General features: G+C 62.2%; 17 protein-coding genes. 11 read left to right on the top strand and 6 right to left on the bottom strand.

The window, feature by feature from the left end; translation table 11 throughout:
• The first annotated feature begins 356 nt into the window (after positions 1-356).
• Complete coding sequence (gene sdhD / locus NKJ88_RS12855) at positions 357-746, top strand: succinate dehydrogenase, hydrophobic membrane anchor protein (protein ID WP_023688545.1); 390 nt, start codon at positions 357-359, stop codon at positions 744-746.
• Between the two features lie 103 nt (positions 747-849).
• Here sdhD and ctaD read toward each other — a convergent pair whose 3' ends face one another.
• The gene (ctaD, locus tag NKJ88_RS12850) at positions 850-2,508 is read right to left on the bottom strand and encodes a cytochrome c oxidase subunit I (protein ID WP_023693467.1); all 1,659 of its coding nucleotides are present in this window, start codon (positions 2,506-2,508) and stop codon (positions 850-852) included.
• Positions 2,509-2,819: 311 nt separating this feature from the next.
• Here ctaD and NKJ88_RS12845 point away from each other — a divergent pair, with 311 nt between their 5' ends.
• The 5 genes from NKJ88_RS12845 (at position 2,820) to NKJ88_RS12825 (ending at position 7,886) form a co-directional block, all read left to right on the top strand.
• On the top strand, positions 2,820-3,647 hold the full coding sequence (locus NKJ88_RS12845) for a DUF2243 domain-containing protein (RefSeq protein ID WP_352444208.1): 828 nt from the start codon (positions 2,820-2,822) through the stop codon (positions 3,645-3,647).
• Positions 3,648-3,677: 30 nt separating this feature from the next.
• Positions 3,678-5,054 (top strand): NAD(P)/FAD-dependent oxidoreductase, encoded by a 1,377-nt coding sequence (locus NKJ88_RS12840; RefSeq protein ID WP_352444206.1) that lies wholly within the window; start codon positions 3,678-3,680, stop codon positions 5,052-5,054.
• Between the two features lie 243 nt (positions 5,055-5,297).
• Positions 5,298-6,812, top strand: a complete 1,515-nt coding sequence (locus NKJ88_RS12835; RefSeq protein WP_023824880.1) for a protein adenylyltransferase SelO — start codon at positions 5,298-5,300, stop codon at positions 6,810-6,812.
• A 685-nt stretch (positions 6,813-7,497) separates the two neighbouring features.
• Complete coding sequence (locus NKJ88_RS12830) at positions 7,498-7,683, top strand: hypothetical protein (RefSeq protein ID WP_023682450.1); 186 nt, start codon at positions 7,498-7,500, stop codon at positions 7,681-7,683.
• Positions 7,684-7,685: 2 nt separating this feature from the next.
• Complete coding sequence (locus NKJ88_RS12825) at positions 7,686-7,886, top strand: hypothetical protein (RefSeq protein ID WP_081726098.1); 201 nt, start codon at positions 7,686-7,688, stop codon at positions 7,884-7,886.
• Between the two features lie 601 nt (positions 7,887-8,487).
• Here the strand turns inward: NKJ88_RS12825 and NKJ88_RS12820 are convergent.
• Positions 8,488-8,646 carry a hypothetical protein gene (locus tag NKJ88_RS12820; RefSeq protein WP_023672685.1) on the bottom strand — a complete coding sequence of 53 codons (159 nt, stop codon included), beginning with the start codon at positions 8,644-8,646 and terminating at the stop codon, positions 8,488-8,490.
• A 185-nt stretch (positions 8,647-8,831) separates the two neighbouring features.
• On the bottom strand, positions 8,832-9,134 hold the full coding sequence (locus tag NKJ88_RS12815; protein WP_023688551.1) for a DUF982 domain-containing protein: 303 nt from the start codon (positions 9,132-9,134) through the stop codon (positions 8,832-8,834).
• A gap of 189 nt (positions 9,135-9,323) precedes the next feature.
• Here NKJ88_RS12815 and NKJ88_RS12810 point away from each other — a divergent pair, with 189 nt between their 5' ends.
• From NKJ88_RS12810 to NKJ88_RS12790, 5 genes are all read left to right on the top strand, one after another.
• The gene (locus NKJ88_RS12810; protein ID WP_023738733.1) at positions 9,324-10,385 is read left to right on the top strand and encodes a glycosyltransferase family 4 protein; all 1,062 of its coding nucleotides are present in this window, start codon (positions 9,324-9,326) and stop codon (positions 10,383-10,385) included.
• A 43-nt stretch (positions 10,386-10,428) separates the two neighbouring features.
• On the top strand, positions 10,429-12,591 hold the full coding sequence (locus NKJ88_RS12805) for an amylo-alpha-1,6-glucosidase (protein WP_023688553.1): 2,163 nt from the start codon (positions 10,429-10,431) through the stop codon (positions 12,589-12,591).
• A gap of 144 nt (positions 12,592-12,735) precedes the next feature.
• The gene (locus NKJ88_RS12800; RefSeq protein ID WP_023707492.1) at positions 12,736-14,517 is read left to right on the top strand and encodes an alpha,alpha-trehalose-phosphate synthase (UDP-forming); all 1,782 of its coding nucleotides are present in this window, start codon (positions 12,736-12,738) and stop codon (positions 14,515-14,517) included.
• A complete protein-coding gene (otsB, locus tag NKJ88_RS12795) occupies positions 14,514-15,302 on the top strand; it encodes a trehalose-phosphatase (RefSeq protein ID WP_023672690.1) in 789 nt (262 codons plus the stop codon). The genes NKJ88_RS12800 and otsB overlap by 4 nt, the downstream gene beginning before the upstream one ends.
• A 201-nt stretch (positions 15,303-15,503) precedes the next feature.
• Positions 15,504-16,961, top strand: a complete 1,458-nt coding sequence (locus NKJ88_RS12790; RefSeq protein ID WP_023688556.1) for an NCS1 family nucleobase:cation symporter-1 — start codon at positions 15,504-15,506, stop codon at positions 16,959-16,961.
• A gap of 81 nt (positions 16,962-17,042) precedes the next feature.
• On the opposite strand, the gene NKJ88_RS12785 is transcribed toward NKJ88_RS12790, so the two are convergent.
• From NKJ88_RS12785 to NKJ88_RS12775, 3 genes are all read right to left on the bottom strand, one after another.
• Positions 17,043-17,579: a DUF1697 domain-containing protein gene (locus NKJ88_RS12785; RefSeq protein WP_352444203.1), complete on the bottom strand. Its 537-nt coding sequence runs from the start codon at positions 17,577-17,579 to the stop codon at positions 17,043-17,045.
• A gap of 15 nt (positions 17,580-17,594) precedes the next feature.
• Positions 17,595-19,232 (bottom strand): CTP synthase, encoded by a 1,638-nt coding sequence (pyrG, locus tag NKJ88_RS12780; RefSeq protein WP_081725397.1) that lies wholly within the window; start codon positions 19,230-19,232, stop codon positions 17,595-17,597.
• Between the two features lie 153 nt (positions 19,233-19,385).
• Complete coding sequence (locus NKJ88_RS12775) at positions 19,386-20,504, bottom strand: L,D-transpeptidase (protein ID WP_352444201.1); 1,119 nt, start codon at positions 20,502-20,504, stop codon at positions 19,386-19,388.
• Positions 20,505-20,639 lie beyond the last annotated feature (135 nt).

The following is a 20,639-nucleotide window of genomic DNA, read 5'->3' as shown; positions in this document are numbered from 1 at the left end:
TTTAATCTTCAGCACGCCTTCGGCACCCGGGAACATTTCCAGACGCGTCAGGTTTGGAACCATCCTTGCACCGGAACTACAGCCATGCAGAGTCGAAAATCGGTGAAGGCCGCGCTTGTCAACGAGATCGACGCGGTCCGCCTTCGTATCTCGCTGCTTGAAAGCGAGCTATGCAGAGATGGCAGACCCAGGCAAATTGGATGGCGTTCAGGATACGAACTGAACGCCCACAAAGCCCGCCTTGCTCGACTGGAGACCGTGCTTGCCCACTATCCGTCGGCACCGGCGGCCCGGGCATCGAAACAGCAACAGCTTGAGTTGCGCGCAAGGCAACCAAGTAATTTTGGGGAAACGCCATGGCTGACAGACCCTCAATCAGAACTCCGCTAGCTCGAGTGCGGGGCCTTGGATCGGCGAAACACGGAACCGAAACGTTCATGCTGGAGCGGCTGACATCTGCTGCCCTGTTGATCCTTGTCATTTACATCGTCGCGATCGTTATAATGCTGGTCGGTGAGCCTCGAGACGCCGTCCTCAGCGTCGTAGGATCGATCTATGTCGCGCCAGCCCTTATTGGCTTCATTCTCGTAAGCTGCGTTCACATGCGGCTTGGAATGCAATCGATCATCGAAGATTACTGCCATGCCACCGTGCTCAAATCGCTTCTTCTGATCGCCAATTGGTTGTTCTGCTGGGCAGTCGCGCTCGCAAGCTTGTTCGCTGTGCTGTTAATCAGCTTCAGATAGCGATCCGGTTCTCAGCTGCAGCCAGCGTCTGCCACCGGCAGGCTGAAGTTCGCCTCAGCGGCGAACCGGGCTTGCTTGCGCAAAGGAGTTCGACAACCCGGCCTCATCTGATTTGCGGCAGCCTGTCCCATTGATGGAAAGGGGGTGGAGAGGTCAGCTCCCACTCCAATGTGGTAGCTCCTGGCCCCCATGGGTTCATGCCGGCGGCTCTTTGCCGGTAGAAAGCTTCCAAGATGCCGAAGAGGAAAATCACGACACTCGCGGCCGACAGGTACGATCCATACGAGGACACCATGTTCCAGCCGGCGAATGCGTCGGGATAGTCGACATAGCGACGCGGCATGCCCGCCAATCCAAGGAAGTGATGGGGGAAGAAGACGAGGTTCACGCCGACGAAGGTCGTCCAGAAATGGACCCCAGCCAGAAGCGGATTGTAGAGATATCCCGTCATTTTCGGAAACCAGTAATACCAGCCCGCGAAGATGCCGAAGATCGCTCCCAGTGAAAGTATGTAGTGGAAATGCGCGACGACGAAGTATGTGTCGTGCAATTCACGGTCGAGGCCGGCATTTGCGAGTTGAACGCCCGTCACCCCGCCCACGGTGAACAGGAATATGAAGCCGAGGGCCCAGAGCATCGGCGTCCGCAGGCTGACCGAACCGCCCCACATGGTTGCAATCCAGGAGAACACTTTTATCCCGGTCGGCACTGCGATCACCATCGTGGCGAAGGTGAAGTAGCGCTGCGTGTCGAGGCCTATCCCGCTGGTGTACATATGGTGGGCCCAGACGACGAAGCCGATCACCCCGATCGCCACGATTGCGTAGACCATCCCGAGATACCCGAAGATCGGCTTTCGCGAGAAGGTCGAGATCACCTGGCTGACGATGCCGAACGCCGGCAGGATCATGATGTAGACTTCCGGGTGGCCGAAGAACCAGAAGAGATGCTGGTACAGCAGCGGGTCGCCTCCGCCGTCCGGCGCGAAGAACGTGGTTCCGAAATTGCGATCGGTCAGGAGCATGGTGATGGCGCCGGCCAGCACCGGCAGAGCCAGCAGCAGCAGGAAGGCGGTGATGAGGATCGACCACACAAACAGGGGCATCTTGTGCAGGGTCATCCCCGGCGCGCGCATGTTGAAGATGGTGGTGATGAAGTTGATGGCTCCCAGGATCGAGGAGGCGCCCGCAATGTGCAGAGACAGGATGACCAGATCCACGGCGGGACCGGGATGGCCGGAGGTCGACAGCGGCGGGTACAGGAACCAGCCGGTCCCAGGGCCATAGCCGCCGGGGACGCTGGGCATGAAGATCGACAATAAAAGCAACATCAATGCCGGCGGCAGCAGCCAGAACGAGATGTTGTTCATGCGCGGGAAGGCCATGTCGGGGGCGCCGATCATGATCGGAACCATCCAGTTGGCGAAGCCGCCGATCAGGGCGGGCATCACAGTGTAGAAGATCATGATCAGCGCGTGGGCCGTGGTGAAGACGTTGTAAAGCTGCTTGCCGGCGTCGATCGCCGCGTCGCCCTGGTAACCGTAGATCATCGACGCCAGTCCGGGGAAAAACTGGATCCCGGGTTGCTGCAGCTCGATTCGCATGCTCACCGACAAGAGCATGCCGATCACCCCCGCGATGAAAGCGAAGACCAGATAGAGTGTGCCGATGTCCTTGTGGTTGGTCGAAAACAGCCATCGGGTGATGCCGGTCGGCTGGTGGCTGTCGAGACCGTCCGGATCTGCCGCCGTATATTCGTTCATGACCTTCTCCGCTTGAGCCGTCCGTCGCCAGCATCGAACCGTGCTGGAACTTGATTGTTCCCTCCACCGAACCGGCGGTAGGAACATTCCACGGAAGCCGCGGTTAGGTTCCGCGCGGCCGACCCTGCGCGGCTGAGGATCGACGTCCATGCTGGCGATAATTGCTGCGACACTGGTTCTGACTACGGTGGTTGGTGGGCTGATATCCGCCTTCTGGCTCGAGGCGCGTCATGGTCTCCATGACCCCATGCCGCCGGACATGTCGGTGCCCAGGCAACTGAACGCCCCGGCCTGGAGCCGGTGGTCCTGACATGGACGCGATCACCGCGACACTCGACCCGAGAACGCGAGCCGGCTGGCTGCTGCTCGGCTTCGCGCTCGGCGGTTTCTTCGACGGCATCGTCCTGCATCAGATCCTGCAATGGCATCATCTTCTCTCGGGCGTCGCCGATCCGGTGGGTTCCGACCTGCGCTTCCAGATCATGGCCGACGGCCTCTTCCATCTTTGCATGTATGTGCTCGCCGTCGCCGGCACGGTGCTGCTGGTGGCCGCGAGGGCGGCCGGCGCGCGGCCCGGGACCACCACGGAGATCCTGCGGCTCGCCTTCGCCGGGTTCGGCGTCTGGCATGTCGTCGATGCCGTCGTGTTTCACTGGCTGCTGGGTCTGCACCGGATCAAGATGAACAGCGACTTGCCGCTCGCCTGGGATATTGCGTGGCTGGTCATCTTCGGCATCGTGCCGCTTGTGTTGGTGCTGGTGCTGCCCAACCGCGGCGGACCGGCACGCGGTGCTTCGGCAGCGCTTACCAGCATCGTCCTGCTTGCGGGACTGGCAGCCGGCGCCGGCCCGTTCTTCAACGGTGCCGCCAATTCCATCATCGTCTTTCGGGCCGGGATGGAACCGGCGGCGATGATGCGGGCCGTTGAAGTCGCCGACGCCCATCTCAAATGGGTCGACGCCAGCGGCACCATCTGGGCGGTCGACCGCGTCTCATGGCGCGGGTTGGTAGCTCTTCACGCGCGCGGCGCCCTTGTGGTCAGCACGACGCCTGTCATTGCCGGATGCCTTGCCTGGACCGATGCCGCCGGAGTGAGCAGTAGCTCCAGCCGGCAGCGAGGCACTCCTGCCAGGCTATGACTTCCGGACAGGGATAGGGGAGTATCAAGCATGCAATTCGCCACCGAGAGCAGCCACGGCCGGAGCCTGACACCGCGCATCGTCGTGGTCGGCGGAGGCTTTGCCGGTCTGGAGGTTGCCAAGGCGCTCGGCAAGGCGGAAATCGGGGTGACGATCATCGACCGCCACAATCACCACCTGTTCCAGCCCTTGCTCTATCAGGTTGCAACCGCCGCCTTGTCGGCGCCTGATATCGCCGAGCCAATCCGCAAGATCCTGGGCCGCTATCCCTCGGTTCAGGTCCTCTTCGGCGATGTCACCGAGATCGTCACCGAGGCCAGGATACTGGTGCTCGCCGATGGGACCACGGTCCCCTACGACATCCTGGTCTTGGCCACCGGTTCGCAGCCATTCTATTTCGGCCAGGAGAGCTGGGCTCGGGTTTGTCCCGGCTTGAAGACCATCGAGGACGCGCGCACGATCCGGTCACGGCTGCTGCTATCGTTCGAGCACGCGGAACGGACCACCGATCCAGTCGAGCAATCCCGGCTGATGACGATCGCCATTATCGGCGGCGGCCCGACCGGTGTCGAACTGGCGGGCTCGATCGCCGAACTCAGCCGGCACACACTGGCGCGCGACTTCCGCAACATCCGGCCCAAGAAGACAAGGATCATACTGGTAGAAGCCGGCGAGCGTCTGCTCGCCGGATTCGCCCCGGAGCTTTCCAGATATGCACGTCTGCGCCTTGAAAGCCTGGGCGTCGAGGTCGCGCTCGGCAACCGGGTCGAGGCGATCGAAGCGCATCAGATCACCGTCGGCGGCCAGGTGATCCCGGTGGCCTTGACGCTCTGGGCCGCCGGGGTGGCGGCTTCTCCGCTGGTCGCCCAGCTTGGTGTCGGGCTCGACCGCGGCGGTCGGGTGAAGGTCGAATCCGACCTGCAGGTCGTCGGCCATCCCGATGTCTTCGCGCTTGGCGACGTCGCACTGGTCCTCGACGGGAACGGCCAGCCATTGCCGGGTCTTGCCCAGGTCGCCAAGCAGCAGGGCGAGCACCTCGGCAAGGCACTGGCACGCCGGATAGATGCTGGCGATACGCTGCCCGCTTTTGTCTTCAGCAATCGAGGCAACACGGCCATTGTCGGCCGCCACGCTGCCGTGTTCGAATCGGGTAGGCTGAAACTGAAAGGCTGGTTCGCCTGGTCTGCCTGGGCGCTCATCCATGTCTACCTGCTCGTCGGTTTTCAGCACCGCGTTCAGGTCTCGATCCAGTGGCTCTGGCGCTACCTGACCTATGAGCGTGGCGCCCGGCTCATCGCCGAGGAGCGAGTCGAACCGGGTTCGACATCGTCGCCGGGAGCGGCCCCGAGAGAGCCGCTGCCAACCAAGGCAGACGCCGCCCCGGCATTGCACGCCCGCACTGACTAGATTGCCGGGTGCTCAGTTCGGAGACAGTGGCGATGCGGGCGTCAGCTCTGGATTCCGCCACGGCCCGTCGTCCCACGGCAGCCCGAACCTCGATAGTTGAGGCGGGTGGTTCCCAGCTTGTATCCGGTGCCGGCCTGATGGATCCGGATGGCACCAACGACGTTGCGTCCCTATATGAACAAATGAACACAGGCTCCTCGAAACGGGATCTGTTGAACCCCTCCTCTTCAGAGACAGCTCGTCATGACGTCACCTGCGACTGCTGAACAACCCCCGGTCATTCAGACGGGGCTTCCCGCCCTGAGCAACAGCTATGCGCAATTGCCGGAGCGCTTCTTCGCGCAAACAGATCCGAAGCCGGTGTCCGAACCGCGGCTGATCCGGTTCAACCGGCCCCTCGCGGAGGAACTCGGGCTCGATGCCGACCAGCTTACCAGCCCGGATGGAGTGGCGATGCTTGCCGGCAACAGATTTCCGGAAGGGTTGCAAGCAATCGCCCTGGCCTATGCGGGCCACCAGTTCGGAAACTTCGTGCCTCAGCTTGGCGACGGGCGCGCCCTGCTGCTTGGCGAAGTGGTGGACGTCAACGGCGTTCGCCGTGACATCCAGCTGAAAGGATCGGGACCAACGCGGTTCTCGCGCAACGGCGACGGCCGCGCCGCACTCGGCCCTGTCCTGCGCGAATATGTCGTCAGCGAAGCGATGGGGGCGCTCGGCATTCCGACGACGCGAAGCCTTGCGGCGGTGCTCACCGGCGACCCGGTCTATCGCGAGGTCCGGCTGCCCGGCGCCGTCCTGACACGGGTGGCGGCAAGCCATATCAGGATCGGCACGTTCCAATATTTCGCCGCGCGCCACGACACCGAGGCGCTCAAGATACTGGCCGACTATGCCATTCAGCGTCACTTCCCACAGCTGGCGGGGGAAGCACGGCCGTACCGGGCTTTGCTGGAGGCCGTTGTCGCCGCACAGGCGGACCTGGTGGCGCGCTGGATGCTGGTCGGCTTCATCCATGGCGTCATGAACACCGACAACATGTCGATCTCGGGCGAGACGATCGACTATGGCCCATGCGCCTTCATGGACGCTTACGACCCCAGCGCGGTGTTCAGTTCGATAGACCGCGCCGGTCGCTATGCCTATGCCAACCAGCCTCGTGTCGCCACATGGAACCTTGCGCGCTTTGCCGAGACCCTGCTGCCGCTCATGAGCACGGACGAGAATGAAGCAGTGTCTGAAGCGGAAGAGGTGCTGAGGTCGTTCCAGGCCTCCTATGAGGCTGTGTTGCAGCGCGGCTTCCGCAGAAAACTCGGACTGCTGACCGAAGCGGAAGGCGACTTGCAGCTCGCTGCCGACTTTCTGGATGTGCTGGCTCGCGGCGAAGCGGATTTTACGCTCGGCTTCCGGCGCCTGGGCGATGACCTCGACGCTGCGGACGGCCAAGGCACGGCGCGGCAGTTGTTTAAGGATCCAGGCTCATTCGATGCCTGGTCGGCGCGGTGGCGCCAGCGCATTGCAAGCGAAGCAGCCGACACGGCCACGCGCCGGGCAGCCATGCAATCCGTCAATCCCAAATTCATCCCCCGCAATCATCGCATCGAGGCGATGATCCAGGCGGCGTTGGGCGGCGACTTCACACCGTTCGAGGAGATCTTGACGGTCGTCAGCCGTCCCTTCGATGAGCAGCCGGGAATGGAACGCTATGCTGAGCCGCCACGCCCGGATGAGCGCGTCCTGCAGACATTCTGCGGTACCTGAGACATTCGTGATGGTCGCTTAACATGTGCAAATGCGGAAGACCCATTTGCAAGCTATCGTCACGGGTACTCTCGTAAGGGCTGAGCTATGACGATCATAGAATTGGCATTCGAATTGCTGGCACGGAAGCTCGTAGACCGTACCGGAATATCAGACGAAGATGCTCGAGACCTTGTCGCAGCCATGGGAGCTGACTGGTCATCGCTCGTGCGAGCAGCGAGGGCGATCAAAGAGACTTAGGTCTTTTGACGTCGTTTTAGCTGCCATCAGCTGCAGGGAGAGCGGACCTGAGGCTGCTGCCGCGATCCAGGCGCGACACCATCACCGATCATGTCAGCAACGTGGTCAAGCACTGTATTTCGGTCGCTCGAAATCGACCGGATACAACACGCTGCTCTCCTGAAAGCCACTGAAGCCCGCTACGCAAGTCGCCGGAAGCTCGCAATAAACTGCGATAGCAGCCCAGTCTTGAGGTTTATATTGCAGGCCCGCATCACTGGCGGGGCGACGCGGGCCTGCCCAGAGATTGCCTGTCCTCGACAAGCAACGCAGGCCCTGCCGTTCGTTGAAATCCGCGTTGGGAGTCAGATTCCGTCGGCACCGAAATCACAGGTGCTGACGAAGCAGACGGAACTTCCCCCCACGATCACGGTTTGGAGTCACGAGACCAACCAAGGAGATGCAGATGTCGAGCAAAATGCCGCCCGTGCCGCCTGAGAACCAGAGCCAGAAGGGTCGAGGAGAAGGGCGACAGATTAGCCACGATGATGCCCAGCACGGCACTCACGGAGCGCCGGATCCGGAGCGCCAAGGGCAGCAAGCCAACACCAAGGTCAACACCACTCATCAGGGCCGTCAGCAGGATCGGTGATCATGTCCACATCGAAGAAACACCCGAACACGATCCGGCAGGGCGGGCCAGGCGCATCGCACGAGAACGCCAGAAAACCCTTACAGATCAACAAGCCCCCGGCGGATGAAGACCGTCGATCCAAAAGCCGAGTTTCAGGGGGTGGCGGTGAAAAGGACAGTCATCATTCGCACAATCCAGCCAAGAAGGGTAGCAACAGTTGAACCCACGGCTTTGTGAATGATTGTGCTAAAGCGCGCCGCGTGTGCATGTCATTGTCTCACAACCGAGCCTTTTTTTGAGTGACATGCATTAGCCGGACCAGGGTGAGGATCAGCGAGTCGAGACGCCCGGAAAAACCGGAGGCCGTGGGCCCGCACCACTGGCGGAGCGATGCGGGCCCGGCCAAGGGTTACGGCCCTCGACCAGCAGCGAGGGGCTCGCTGCCGCATGCAGAACAAGCCCCGTAATTTCAGGTTCCGCTTATATACAAAAAAGCCGGCCACCTTTCGGCAGCCGGCCAGTTCCAACAGAACAAGGGAACGTGCACTGATGGGGCAGTGCAACGCCCGAAGTGTTTCGAGGCGACGATGTTCCACCGGAAATCCACAGATTCGCCGTTTCGATCTACATTGGCCGGATTGAAAGATCTTTGACGATCTCTCCCAAGTTCTCGCGGAGCCCGGTCCGACGTGTGGCGCCCTGTCTGCGCCTTGGCTCTCTATGCGGCCAGCAAGCTCATCCTTGAAGAATGCCCGCCGCGGCTGCCGCGCGCGTCAAACACCGGCGTGCAATTGGTCGAGCGCGCGGCAGACCGGGGACGCGTCAAGTCGAGCGTCGGTCGACGTAGGTGTAGACGCCGGCCCCAATGGCGACCGCGCCGACCGTGATCACGATCGATGGCGCGCCCATCAAACTGGCAAAGACCGCCCAGATGAGGGCGATGACGATAGCGCCGAGTGTTCCCAGGATCAGTCTCGGCATTGTCTACCCCTCCACGTTCGGGCCGCCTGTGGATGGTCGTCACCCACCGGTCATGCGAAACGCCGCATGAAAGCACAGTGTGGCCCATGAGGTGAAGGGCCGCGCCGGAATACTCCGGTGCGGAAAAGATGATGCCCGCGCCGCCAAAGCCCGGGTGTTCAATAGCCAAATGGCTGGACCGGCGCCTAGCGCCTCAGCGCGTGGACTTCCGCCATGCTTTCGCCGCCCATCGGCAGGGCCATGTCATCATCGAGCAGCCGGGTGATGCGGGCAAAGCCCGTAAACGCCTTCCTGGCTGCTTCGGCCGACATTCTGCCCGACAGGGCCGCGGAGCAGCAATTCACGGCGCACTGATACACAGGCCCACGCCGTCCCAATGGCCATTTCTGCAAAAAGACCATCGCTTCGGCAACGCTATCGACTTCCTCGACGGGGTGTCCCTGCCCGCGCGCAATGCGCACGGGCGTAAAGAAATGCAAGCGGTCCATTTTGTTCTCTCCCTGGTCGGCCGCAGCGCGAACCAACCCTACTAAATTCGCGGATGGCGCGTTTGTTCCGCTTATTGCAAAAAAATCTGCGCTGGTAGGCTTGGGTTGCCGACGCCCGCTTTTGTCCGGAACGTTAGGCCGGCTGATGCATTTCGCTCTCGTGATTGCCTTGAGGGACACGTTCAAACCATGCGCATAGCCCATGTCGCCCCTTTGCACGAATCGGTGCCACCCCTTCTCTATGGCGGCACCGAGCGCATCGTTTCCTATCTGACCGAAGGGCTGGTCGAACTCGGCCATGAGGTGACGCTGTTCGCCAGCGGCGACAGCCGGACGTCGGCCAGACTGATACCAGGTCGCGAACGCGCGCTACGCCTCGATCCGCGCCCGCTGAAATCGGACACGGCGGCGCATCTTGCGATGCTTGCCGATGTGAGGAACCGAGCCCACGACTTTGATATCATTCATTTTCACCTCAGCCATCTCCTGCATTTCTCGTTCTTCGAGACCATGCCGGACAAGACGGTGACGACGCCTCATGGCCGGCTCGATTATGTCGATCTGGCGCCAGCCTATGAGCGTTTTCCGCGCTTTCCGCTGATCTCGATCTCGCATAGCCAGAAGACCGGGCTTGCGAATGCCAATTGGCTGGCCACCATCCATCACGGGCTGCCGACGGGTCTCTATCAGCCGACCTTCGAGACGGCGGCAGGCGAACCATACCTCGCCTTTCTCGGCCGGCTTTCGCGCGACAAGCGGCCGGACCGGGCCATCGACATCGCCTTGCGCTCGGGCATGAAACTCAAGCTGGCGGCCAAGATCGGCGACGATGATCGCGCCTATTTCCATGAGACGATCGAGCCGTTGATCGATGGCGACCGCATCGACTATGTCGGCGAGATCGCCGAGAGTGAGAAGACTGAATTCCTCGGCAATGCCGCTGGTCTGCTGTTTCCGATAGACTGGCCCGAGCCGTTCGGCCTTGCCGCGATCGAGGCGATGGCGTGCGGTACGCCAACCATCGGCTGGAACTGCGGTGCGTTGCCGGAAGTCATCGACCATGGCGTTACCGGATTTGTCGTCGATTCTCTCGACGCCGCGGTCGCCGCGGTGCCGGCCTTGCTGCAACTCGACCGGCGAAAGGTGCGCGCCGTCTTCGAAAGTCGGTTCTCCGCCAACAGGATGGCGCGCGACTATCTCACTGCCTATGCGCGTCTCATCGGCGCCCCGGCTGAATCGAAAGCGTCGTGAACGACGGCGGACGTTCCGAGCCCGAAACAGAGATTTGTGACTGATGACCGAACTTGACGAGCGCAAGCTCGACCCTGCCGTGGCCCTTGCCTCCCTGGACGAAACCGCGCCGCGCGAGCCGCACCGGCTGTTTGCCCTAAAGCAAGGCGACTGTTTTGCCGTGGCCGATGCCTACGGCGATATCAGGGGTGCGGGCGACGGTTTCTTCCGTGACGACACCCGGGTGCTGTCGGAGTTCAGGCTCACCGTCGGCGGCCGGCAGACATCGCTGCTCGGCGCCTCCCTCAGCCAGGACAATGTGCTGTTCACCAGCAATATGACCAATTTGCCGATGCAAAGCGTCGGTGGCCGCGACATCCCGCAGGGCGCCATCCATATCGAGCGCGTCAGGCTGTTGTGGCAGGACCGGCTGTTCGAGCGCATCACCCTTTCCAACTACAGCCAGGAGCATTCGGCAATCCGCGTCTCGCTGCATTTTGCCGCCGATTTCCGGGACATGTTCGAGGTCCGCGGTTCGACCCGACCGAAGCGCGGAATGGCGCATGCAGCGGAGATCGAGCCTGCCTCGGTGCTGCTGCGCTATGACGGACTGGACGGGCTGGCGCGGGTGTCGGCGATCTCGTTCTCGCAGCCGCCAGACCAGTTGAGCGCCGAGCGCGCGGATTTCCTCATCGCAGTGACCAAGCGCAGCAGCAAGATGCTTTACGTCGAGGTCGGCGCGGAACTGACCGAAACGCCCGACCGCGACCGCTTCCGGGCGGCCGCGGCGCGCGCCCGTTTCGGCATGCGGGCCAAGCGCCGCCATGGCGCGACGGTGCACAGTTCGGGTCGCGTCTTCAACGATTGGGTCGAACGCGCCCGCGCGGATGTCGCCTTGCTGACCACCGAGTTGTCGACCGGCCCTTACCCCTATGCCGGCATCCCCTGGTTTTCGACGGCCTTCGGCCGTGACGGCGTCATCTCGGCGCTGCAGATGCTATGGCTCAACCCCGGCCTGGCGCGCGGCGTGCTTGCCTTCCTCGCCCAGCACCAAGCGACCGAGACATCGCCTTTCAGCGACTCGCAGCCCGGCAAGATCATGCACGAGACGCGCAAGGGCGAGATGGTGGCGCTGCAGGAACTGCCTTTCGGCCGCTACTATGGCGGCGTCGATACCACGCCGCTCTACATCCACCTCGCCTGCGCCTATGCCGAACGCACCGGCGACATGGACTTCATCGCCAGCCTGTGGCCGTCTCTCTGCGCCGCCGCCAAGTGGACGGAAGAGGCGAGCCGCGCAACCGGCTTCGTCACCTATCAGCGCGCTGCCGAATCCGGCCTTGCGAACCAGGGCTGGAAGGACAGCTTCGACTCCGTCTTCCACGCCGACGGGCGCATTCCCAAGGGGCCGATCGCGCTGGTCGAAGTGCAGGGTTATGTCTTCGCCGCCTTCAGGGGCCTTGCCGCTCTCGCCCGCCGCCGGGGCGAGTTCGCGCAGGCCGAGCACTGGGAAAATCGCGCCGAAGAGATGCGGATCGCCGTCGAGCGTGATTTCTGGCTGGACGATCTCGGCTTCTATGCGCTGGCGATCGACGGCGCCGGAGAGCCGTGCAAGGTGCGCACCTCGAATGCCGGACACCTGCTCTATGTCGGCCTGCCCGAACCGGCGCGGGCTAAGATGGTCGCCGACCAGTTGCTTTCGGCCTCCTTCCACTCCGGCTGGGGGGTGCGAACGCTTTCCGACGATGCTGTGCTGTTCAACCCGATGTCGTACCACAATGGTTCCATCTGGCCGCATGACACGGCGATGTGCGGCGCCGGCCTGGCGCGGTTCGGCGAGCGTGACAGCGTGGTGCGGCTGATGAGCGGTACGTTCGAATCGGCAGTGCATTTCAACATGCGACTGCCGGAACTGTTCTGCGGTTTCACCCGCTCGCCGGGCGAAGCGCCGATCGCCTACCCCGTCGCCTGCCTGCCGCAAGCGTGGTCGGCAGGCTCGGCCTTCATGCTGATGCAGGCGTGCCTCGGTCTGGAAATCGACGGCTGGAACGGCGAAATCCACGTCACTCGACCCCGTTTGCCGATCGGCATCGATACGCTGACGCTCAGGCATCTGGGTGTCGGCGAAAAGAGGGTCGATCTTACCTTTCAGCGCGTCGGCGACCGCGTCGTCGCCTTTCTCGCCGACCGCCATGAGGGGCTGGTTCCGCTGATCGTGCGGACATGATCGGAACGGCTTTCAACGGGAACCGATCCCAGGGTTTGTGCGTTGCAAAAAACACAGGTTCTCACGGGCGATCGTCGGCTGCGAACACTCAAATGGAACCATGAAGAAAAAGGCCCTGACGGCCAAAATTGAGTTGGAATTGGAATGACTGATTATGGCATGGCCCTGCTCTGGGTCTTGATCCTTGCAAGCCTTGGCCTTTCGATTCTAGCCGTTCTGTTATCGATCTCCAGGCAACGTCGTAGCCATAGCTTGACGGTTGCACCGACTGCCGGCGAGGACGTCGCATCGGAAGCGACGCGCAAGGTTTTGCGGGAGTTCGAGAAGAATGGACAATCTCCCGACGCGGCGCTGGTGAACTGGTCGCCCGACACCTTGCGCAAGATACTTGCCGACGACCTGCCGGACGCGCAGGTCATCGTCGTCTCGAACCGAGAACCCTATATCCACAACATCAAGGACGACGGCGTCGAGCTTCTGGTGCCGGCCAGCGGCCTGGTGTCGGCGCTTGAGCCTATCACCCGCGCCTGCAGCGGCACCTGGATCGCCTATGGCGGCGGAACGGCGGATCGTCTGACGGTCGATAGCAACGATCGGGTTCAGGTGCCGCCGGACAATCCGTCCTATACGCTGCGCCGCGTGTGGCTGAGCGACGACGAATATCAGGGCTACTATCTCGGCTTTGCCAATGAAGGGCTTTGGCCGCTCTGCCATATCGCCTTCACCCGGCCGGTCTTCCGTGCCTCGGACTGGGAGGCCTATGAGGTCGTCAACCGCAAATTCGCCGATATGGTGGTTGCCGAGGCGCGCAATGAGCGGCCGATCGTGCTGGTTCAGGATTACCATTTCGCGCTCCTGCCGCGCATGATCCGCGAGCGCCTGCCGGAGGCGATCATCATCACCTTCTGGCACATCCCGTGGCCGAACTCCGAAGTGTTCAGCATCTGCCCATGGCGCGAACGCGTTCTTGATGGACTGCTCGGGAGCTCGATCATCGGCTTTCACACCCAGTTTCATGCCAATAATTTCACTGAAAGCGTAGACCGGTTCCTGGAAAGCCGCATCGAGCGCGCCGACGCCGCGATCTCGTATGGCGGGCGGACGACCCTGGTGCACGCCTATCCCATCTCCATCGAATGGCCGGCCGAACTCCTGGCGAAACTGCCACCGGTCGAGGAAAGCCGCGCCCGCCTGCGTGAGCGGTTCGGCCTGTCGGCGGACGTCAAGCTGTGCGTCGGCGTCGAGCGCCTGGACTACACCAAGGGCATCCTCGACCGCTTCCATGCGCTGGACGAATTGTTTACGCGCCACCCCGAGTGGATCGGCAAGGTAGTGTTCCTGCAGATTGCTGCCCCAAGCCGCGGCACGTTGCCGGCCTACCAGCAATTGCACGATGAATGCCTGCGTTATGCCAACGAGCTCAACCAGCGCTACGGTCATGACGGCTACAAGCCCGTGGTCATGGTGGCTGAGCACCATTCGCAGCAACAGGTCTATGAGATCTATCGCGCCGCCGACATCTGCATGGTCACCAGCCTGCATGACGGCATGAACCTCGTAGCCAAGGAATTCGTCGCCGCGCGTGACGACGAACAGGGCGTGCTGTTGCTCAGCACGTTTGCCGGCGCGTCGCGCGAACTGCTGGAAGCACTGATCGTCAATCCTTACGACGCGGCGATGATGAGCCAGGTGCTGCTGCAGGCGCTAACCATGTCACCGGACGAACAACGCGAGCGCATGCGCCCGATGCGCGAAATAGTGCGCGACAACAATGTCTTTCGCTGGGCCGGCAGCATGCTGCTCGATGCGGCGCGCCTGCGCAAACGCGGCGACCTCGAAAGAGCGACAAGTGTCGCCGAGCGGCCCGCAAACACCGACACCAACATCGTCTCGCTGTTCGACCGCATGCGGAAGGTGGCGTCATGAATAGCCTGTCAAAAGCACCGGGCCTGCCAACCGCACCCGACCTGCCGGAAGGACAATGGGCGCTTTTCCTCGATATCGACGGCACGTTGCTGGAGCACGCGGCGCACCCCGACGCCGTGTCCGTAAGCGACGAACTGCGCAACCTCCTCGGCGTCGTCGATGAACGGCTGGACGGCGCTGTCGCCTTTATCACCGGCCGCTCGGTCGAAGGCGCCGACCGCCTGTTTCATCCGTTGAAGCTGCGTGTTGCCGGTCTCTATGGGCTGGAACACCGGCTGACGCCGGACGGCCCGGTCGTTACCGCCGATGCTCCCGCCGATATCGCTGCCCTTGCCGACGCCATCGAGGCCGAACTGGATGACGGCCTTGTTCATATCGAGCGCAAGGGTCCGATCCTCGCCATCCATACGCGTGCGGCGCCGCATCTGCTGGCCAGGGCAACGCATCTTGCCGAACAGGCATTGACCGAGCTTCCCAAGGGCTATCGGGTTATCCCGGGCAACGCCGGCGTCGAACTCATGCCGCTCGAAGCGGCCAAGGGCGCTGCCGTGCGGCGTTTCATGGCAATCCCGCCCTTTGCCGGACGGCGGCCGGTCTTTCTCGGCGACGACACCGCCGACGAAAACGGTTTCGAGGCGATCAACGAGGCCGGCGGCATCTCGATCCGGGTCAAGCCGCGTGGGCCGACCGTGGCCCAATACAGGCTCGATGATGTCACCTGCGCGATAGCTTGGCTTGCCGCCAATTTCGACGCATCACCGGCTCTCAACCGCAAAGCGTCCTGATCGCTGCCGCCTGCGGATCGAATCAAGATACGCCGCGTTTGCGCCGACCTTCGCCAAAAGCCGATCGATAAGCGCTGTTCTCATTGAATATCTTTAAGGCCAAAGCCGGCAAATGGATTGCTTGCCGGTTCCCCGGCGTCAGGCATAACCTGCGCAGTCGACGCGTGAGGGCGCGTGCGGCATCAAGGGGAGGACATCGCAGTGACCATACAAGGCGCATCACCTGATCTATACAATGAGGATCTGGCTCCGGCCAAAGTCCGAAACTGGGGGCCGTTCTCGATCTTCAACGTCTGGACGTCGGACGTCCACAGCCTCTGGGGCTATTATCTCGCCGCAAGCCTGTTCCTGTTTTGCGGCGGCTTCGTCAATTTCATCATCGCCATCGGCATCGGTTCGCTGATCATCTACGCGCTGATGAACATGGTCGGCTATGCCGGCGTGAAGACCGGCGTGCCCTACCCCGTGCTGGCGCGCGCCTCCTTCGGCATCTGGGGCGCCAACATTCCGGCCCTGGTGCGCGCCATCGTCGCCTGCTTCTGGTACGGCGCGCAGACGGCGGCGGCATCGGGCGCGATCGTGGCGTTGCTGATCCGCTCGCAATGGTTCGCCGATTTCAACGCCAACACGCATTTCCTCGGCCACACGGGTCTGGAAGTGATCTGTTTTGTGGTCATCTGGGCACTGCAATTGCTGATCATCCAGAACGGCATGGAAACGGTGCGCCGCTTCCAGGATTGGGCCGGACCGGCGGTGTGGGTGATGATGTTGATCCTGGCGATCTATCTCTGTGTAAAATCCGGGAGATTTGCCTTCACCAGCGACATCCCGATGGATGTGCTGCTCGACAAGACAAAGGATGCCGGCGTACCCGGAACCCCTGGCTCCTGGACGTCGCTGTTTGCGGTGGCGGCGATCTGGGTCACCTATTTCTCAGCGCTCTATCTCAATTTCTGCGATTTCGCCCGCTATGCCCCAGACAAGGCATCGCTGCGCAAGGGCAACATCTGGGGCCTGCCGATCAATCTCATCCTGTTCTCGCTGGTCGCCGGCGTGACCACCATCGCTGCCTTCGACGTGTATGGCGAAGTGCTTCTGCATCCCGACCAGATCTCGGCGAAATTCGACAGCTGGTTCCTGGCAGCGCTTGCAGCCCTGACTTTTGCCGTGGCGACGCTCGGCATCAATGTGGTGGCAAACTTCGTCTCGCCGGCCTTCGACTTCTCCAATGTCTTTCCCCGGCAGATCGACTTCAAGAAGGGCGGCTATATCGCAGCTGTTATCGCGCTGGTGCTCTATCCCTTCGCGCCGTGGGAAGGCAGTGCCGCATCTTTCGTCAACGTCATCGGCGCGACGATGGGGCCGATCTTCGGGGTGATGATGGTCGACTACTATCTGATCCGGAAGGGCGAGGTCGACGTCGAGGCACTGTACCGCGAAGATGGCGAGTTCCGCTTCCAGGGCGGCTGGCACGTCAACGCCTTCATAGCAGCCGGCATCGGCGCCATCTTCTCCTCGGTCCTGCCGAACTTCACCAATTTGCTGCCGGCATGGTGGGGCGTTTATGGCTGGTTTTTCGGCGTCGGCATTGCAGGGGTCATCTACTACGTCCTTCGCACCGCCGCCCTTGGCGCAGGGGCCAGGACGGCGAAGGCGTGAAATTGAGGGATAGGGAGTAGTCAGTAGTCAGTAGTCAGTAGTCAGTAGGGAATAATACCCCTACTCCCTACTCCCTACTCCCTACTCCACCATCTCAGCCAACCTCCGCACCGTGTTCCAGTTGCGTGCGGTGCCGATGCCCATGCGCTTGTGGTTCATGGCAGCGAGCAGCCGCGAGCTTGGCCGCTGGCGCGAAAAGACGACCCAGATGTCGCCGTCGACCGAAGCCACCCTCTCGTCCTCGGCGGCATGGGCCTGGAGCGCGGCCACACCATCCGCTGGCGCTGGCTCGCGCATCACCCGCACGGCCACCTGATCGCCTGCCTCGGCAGAGTCGGCCGGGAATGGGTTGCCGGCGGCAAGTTTCAGCCAATCCTCGGCAGTGCGCACGATGATGACGACATTGCGGCCGAAGGTTTTTTCGAAGGCCGTTTCCAACTGCTGTTCCAGCTTGGCGATACCAGTCGCCCGTGTCTCGAAGACCAGATTGCCGGTCGCCACCAGGGTGCGCGGGTTCTTCAGCCCAAGCTGTTCAGCCATCGCCTTGAGGTCGGCCATGACGACCCGGCGGCCTTCGCCGAGGATAATGCTGTAGAGCAGCGCAACATAGGTTTGCATGGCAACGCGGCCTGCTTATACCAGCCGCGACTGGTCCACCGCGGCCGAGATGAAGCTGGCGAACAGGGGATGCGGCTCCAGCGGCCGGCTCTTCAGCTCCGGGTGATACTGGACGCCGATAAACCAGGGATGGTCGGGATATTCGACGGTTTCCGGCAGCACACCGTCGGGCGACATGCCGGCAAACACCAGGCCGCAATCTTCTAGCCGCTCCTTGTAGTCGATATTGACCTCGTAGCGGTGGCGATGGCGCTCGGAAATCTGGGTGTCGCCATAGATGTCGGCGATCTTCGAACCCTTGGCGAGTTCAGCCTGATAGGCGCCAAGCCGCATGGTGCCGCCGAGATCGCCCGTTTCGCGGCGCTTCTCCAGCATGTTGCCTTTCAGCCATTCGGTCATCAGGCCGACGACCGGCTCGTCGGTCGGACCGAATTCGGTCGACGAGGCGTGTTCGACGCCGGCCAGCGAGCGCGCTGCCTCGATGCAGGCCATCTGCATGCCGAAGCAGATGCCGAAATACGGCACCTTGCGCTCGCGGGCGAATTTCGCCGCCAGGATCTTGCCTTCCGAGCCGCGCTCGCCGAAGCCGCCGGGCACCAGGATGCCATGCACCTTTTCCAGCCACGGCGTCGGGTCTTCCTTCTCGAAAATCTCGCTCTCGATCCAGTCGAGCTTGACCTTGACGCGGTTGGCCATGCCGCCATGCGACAAAGCCTCGATCAGCGATTTGTAGGCATCCTTGAGGCCGGTGTATTTGCCGACAATGGCGATCGTTACCTCGCCTTCCGGATTGTGGATGCGGTTGGACACGGCCTGCCAGGGCTCCATGCGCGGCTTCGGCGCCGGATCGATACCGAAGGCGGCCAGCACTTCCGAATCGAGCCCTTCCTTGTGGTAAGCCATCGGCACGTCATAGATGTGGGGCACGTCGAGCGCCTGGATGACGGCGCTCTCGCGCACATTGCAGAACAGCGACAGTTTTCTGCGCTCTTCCTTGGGGATAGCGCGGTCGGCGCGGACCAGCAGGATATCGGGCGCAATGCCGATGCCGCGCAGTTCCTTGACCGAATGCTGGGTCGGCTTGGTCTTCAACTCGCCGGCCGTCGGGATGTAAGGCATCAAGGTCAGGTGGACATAGACGGCGTTGTTGCGCGGCAGATCGTTGCCGAGCTGGCGGATCGCCTCGAGGAACGGCATCGCCTCGATATCGCCGACCGTGCCGCCGATCTCGCACAGCACGAAATCATAGTCGTCATTGCCGTCGAGCACGAAATTCTTGATCTCGTCGGTGACGTGCGGAATGACCTGCACGGTGGCGCCGAGATAGTCGCCGCGCCGTTCGCGTTCGATGATGTTCTTGTAGATGCGGCCGGTGGTGATGTTGTCCTGCTGGTTGGCCGAGCGGCCGGTGAAGCGCTCGTAATGGCCAAGATCGAGATCGGTCTCGGCGCCGTCATCGGTGACGAAAACCTCGCCATGCTGGTAAGGCGACATCGTTCCGGGATCGACATTGAGATAGGGATCGAGCTTTTTGATGCGTGCGCGATAGCCTCGCGCCTGCAAGAGAGCCCCAAGGGCCGCTGCAGCGATGCCTTTTCCAAGTGAGGAAACCACGCCGCCTGTGATGAATACATATCGCGCCATGGGAGTCATCGCTTAACGCGGCCGAATTGATTCCGCCAGAGAAAAAACCGCCGCTGAGGCTTTTTCCAGAGAAGGCGCGATAGTCCCGAGGTTCGAGACTGGTGTTTTGGTCAAAACAAAAGGGCCGGCAAAAGCCGGCCCTTCGGCAGGTTTGTGAAAACGTCAGATGATGACGACCTTGGTGCCGACCCTGACGCGGCTATAGAGGTCCATGACGTGCTCGTTGATCATGCGGAAGCAGCCATTGGAAGCACTGGTTCCGATCGACTGCGGCGCGATGGTGCCGTGGATGCGCAGATGCGTGTCCTTCTTGCCGTCGTAGAGATAGATGGCGCGGGCGCCGAGCGGGTTCTGGCCGCCGCCGGGCATGCCGTCCTTGTACTGGCCATAATGCTTGGGTTCGCGCTTCTGCATGTCGAGCGTCGGGATCCAGCGCGGCCATTCCTGCTTGTCGCCAACGGCAACCTTGCCCTTGAACTGCAGGCCTTCGCGGCCGACCGCGATCGCATAGCGGCGGGCGGTGAAAGCCGATTCGACGAGGTAGAGGCGGCGCGCGCTGGTATCGATGACGATCGTACCCGGCTCGTAGCCGCTGAATTCGACGTCCTGCGGCACGAATTCCGGCTTCACCTTGAACTGTTTCTTGGCTTGCCGCTTGGCGAGAGCCTGGTCGAGCGCGCGCGTCTCGGGGAGATAGGCAATCGACGAGGCAGAGGACGTGCCGCCGAACAGGCCGGCGAACAGTCCGCCACTCGTCGGCTTCTGGCCCGGGGCCTCGCTGCGCAATTCGCCATTGTTGCCGGTCAGCGCGATATTCATCGCTTCGGCCGGAAGCGGTTCGGCCGATTCGATCGGCTCGACCGGCGCGATCGGGTCAACCGGAGCGATGATCTTGGTGGTCTTCTTGCCTGGCTTGGCGTCGGCAACTACCACCGGCTTGCCCTTGCTTGCCAGGAACGCCTGGCGCTGGGCATCGGCCCTGGCTTTCGCCGCATCGCGCATCGCCAGCTTGCGGGCCTCGAGCGCCTTGACGCGGGCGAGATCCCTCTCGGCGGCGATCTTGTCTTCGAGCTTGCTGATCTGAGCCAGATCATCCGGGCTCGGGTTTTTCTTCTTCTTGAGAAGCTTCAGCTGCGTCGCATCGCTCTTGGCGGCGACGTTGATGACAGCGGTTTTGCCAACCGCCTGCGGTGAGGTCATTGCCGGAGTGCCGGCGAAGACCGCGGAGCTCATGCCGAATACGGCACAAAACCCCATGAAAATGAAGCTGCGAAGCTGCATGGCGAAGATCCGATCGTTCAATGCTTGTTGCCCACGGCGTCGCCCGGCGCCCCCCAAGGGCGCAGAAAGTGCCGCCGGCAATCTATAATCGAAGTGGCGTACGGGCCTCAAGCACGGGGTGCGGTCGAATCTTCG

Source organism: Mesorhizobium sp. M0016, assembly GCF_040324035.1.
GTDB lineage: Bacteria > Pseudomonadota > Alphaproteobacteria > Rhizobiales > Rhizobiaceae > Mesorhizobium.
Note: the sequence above shows the minus strand (reverse complement) of the source record. Positions and strands in the feature narration are given on the sequence as shown.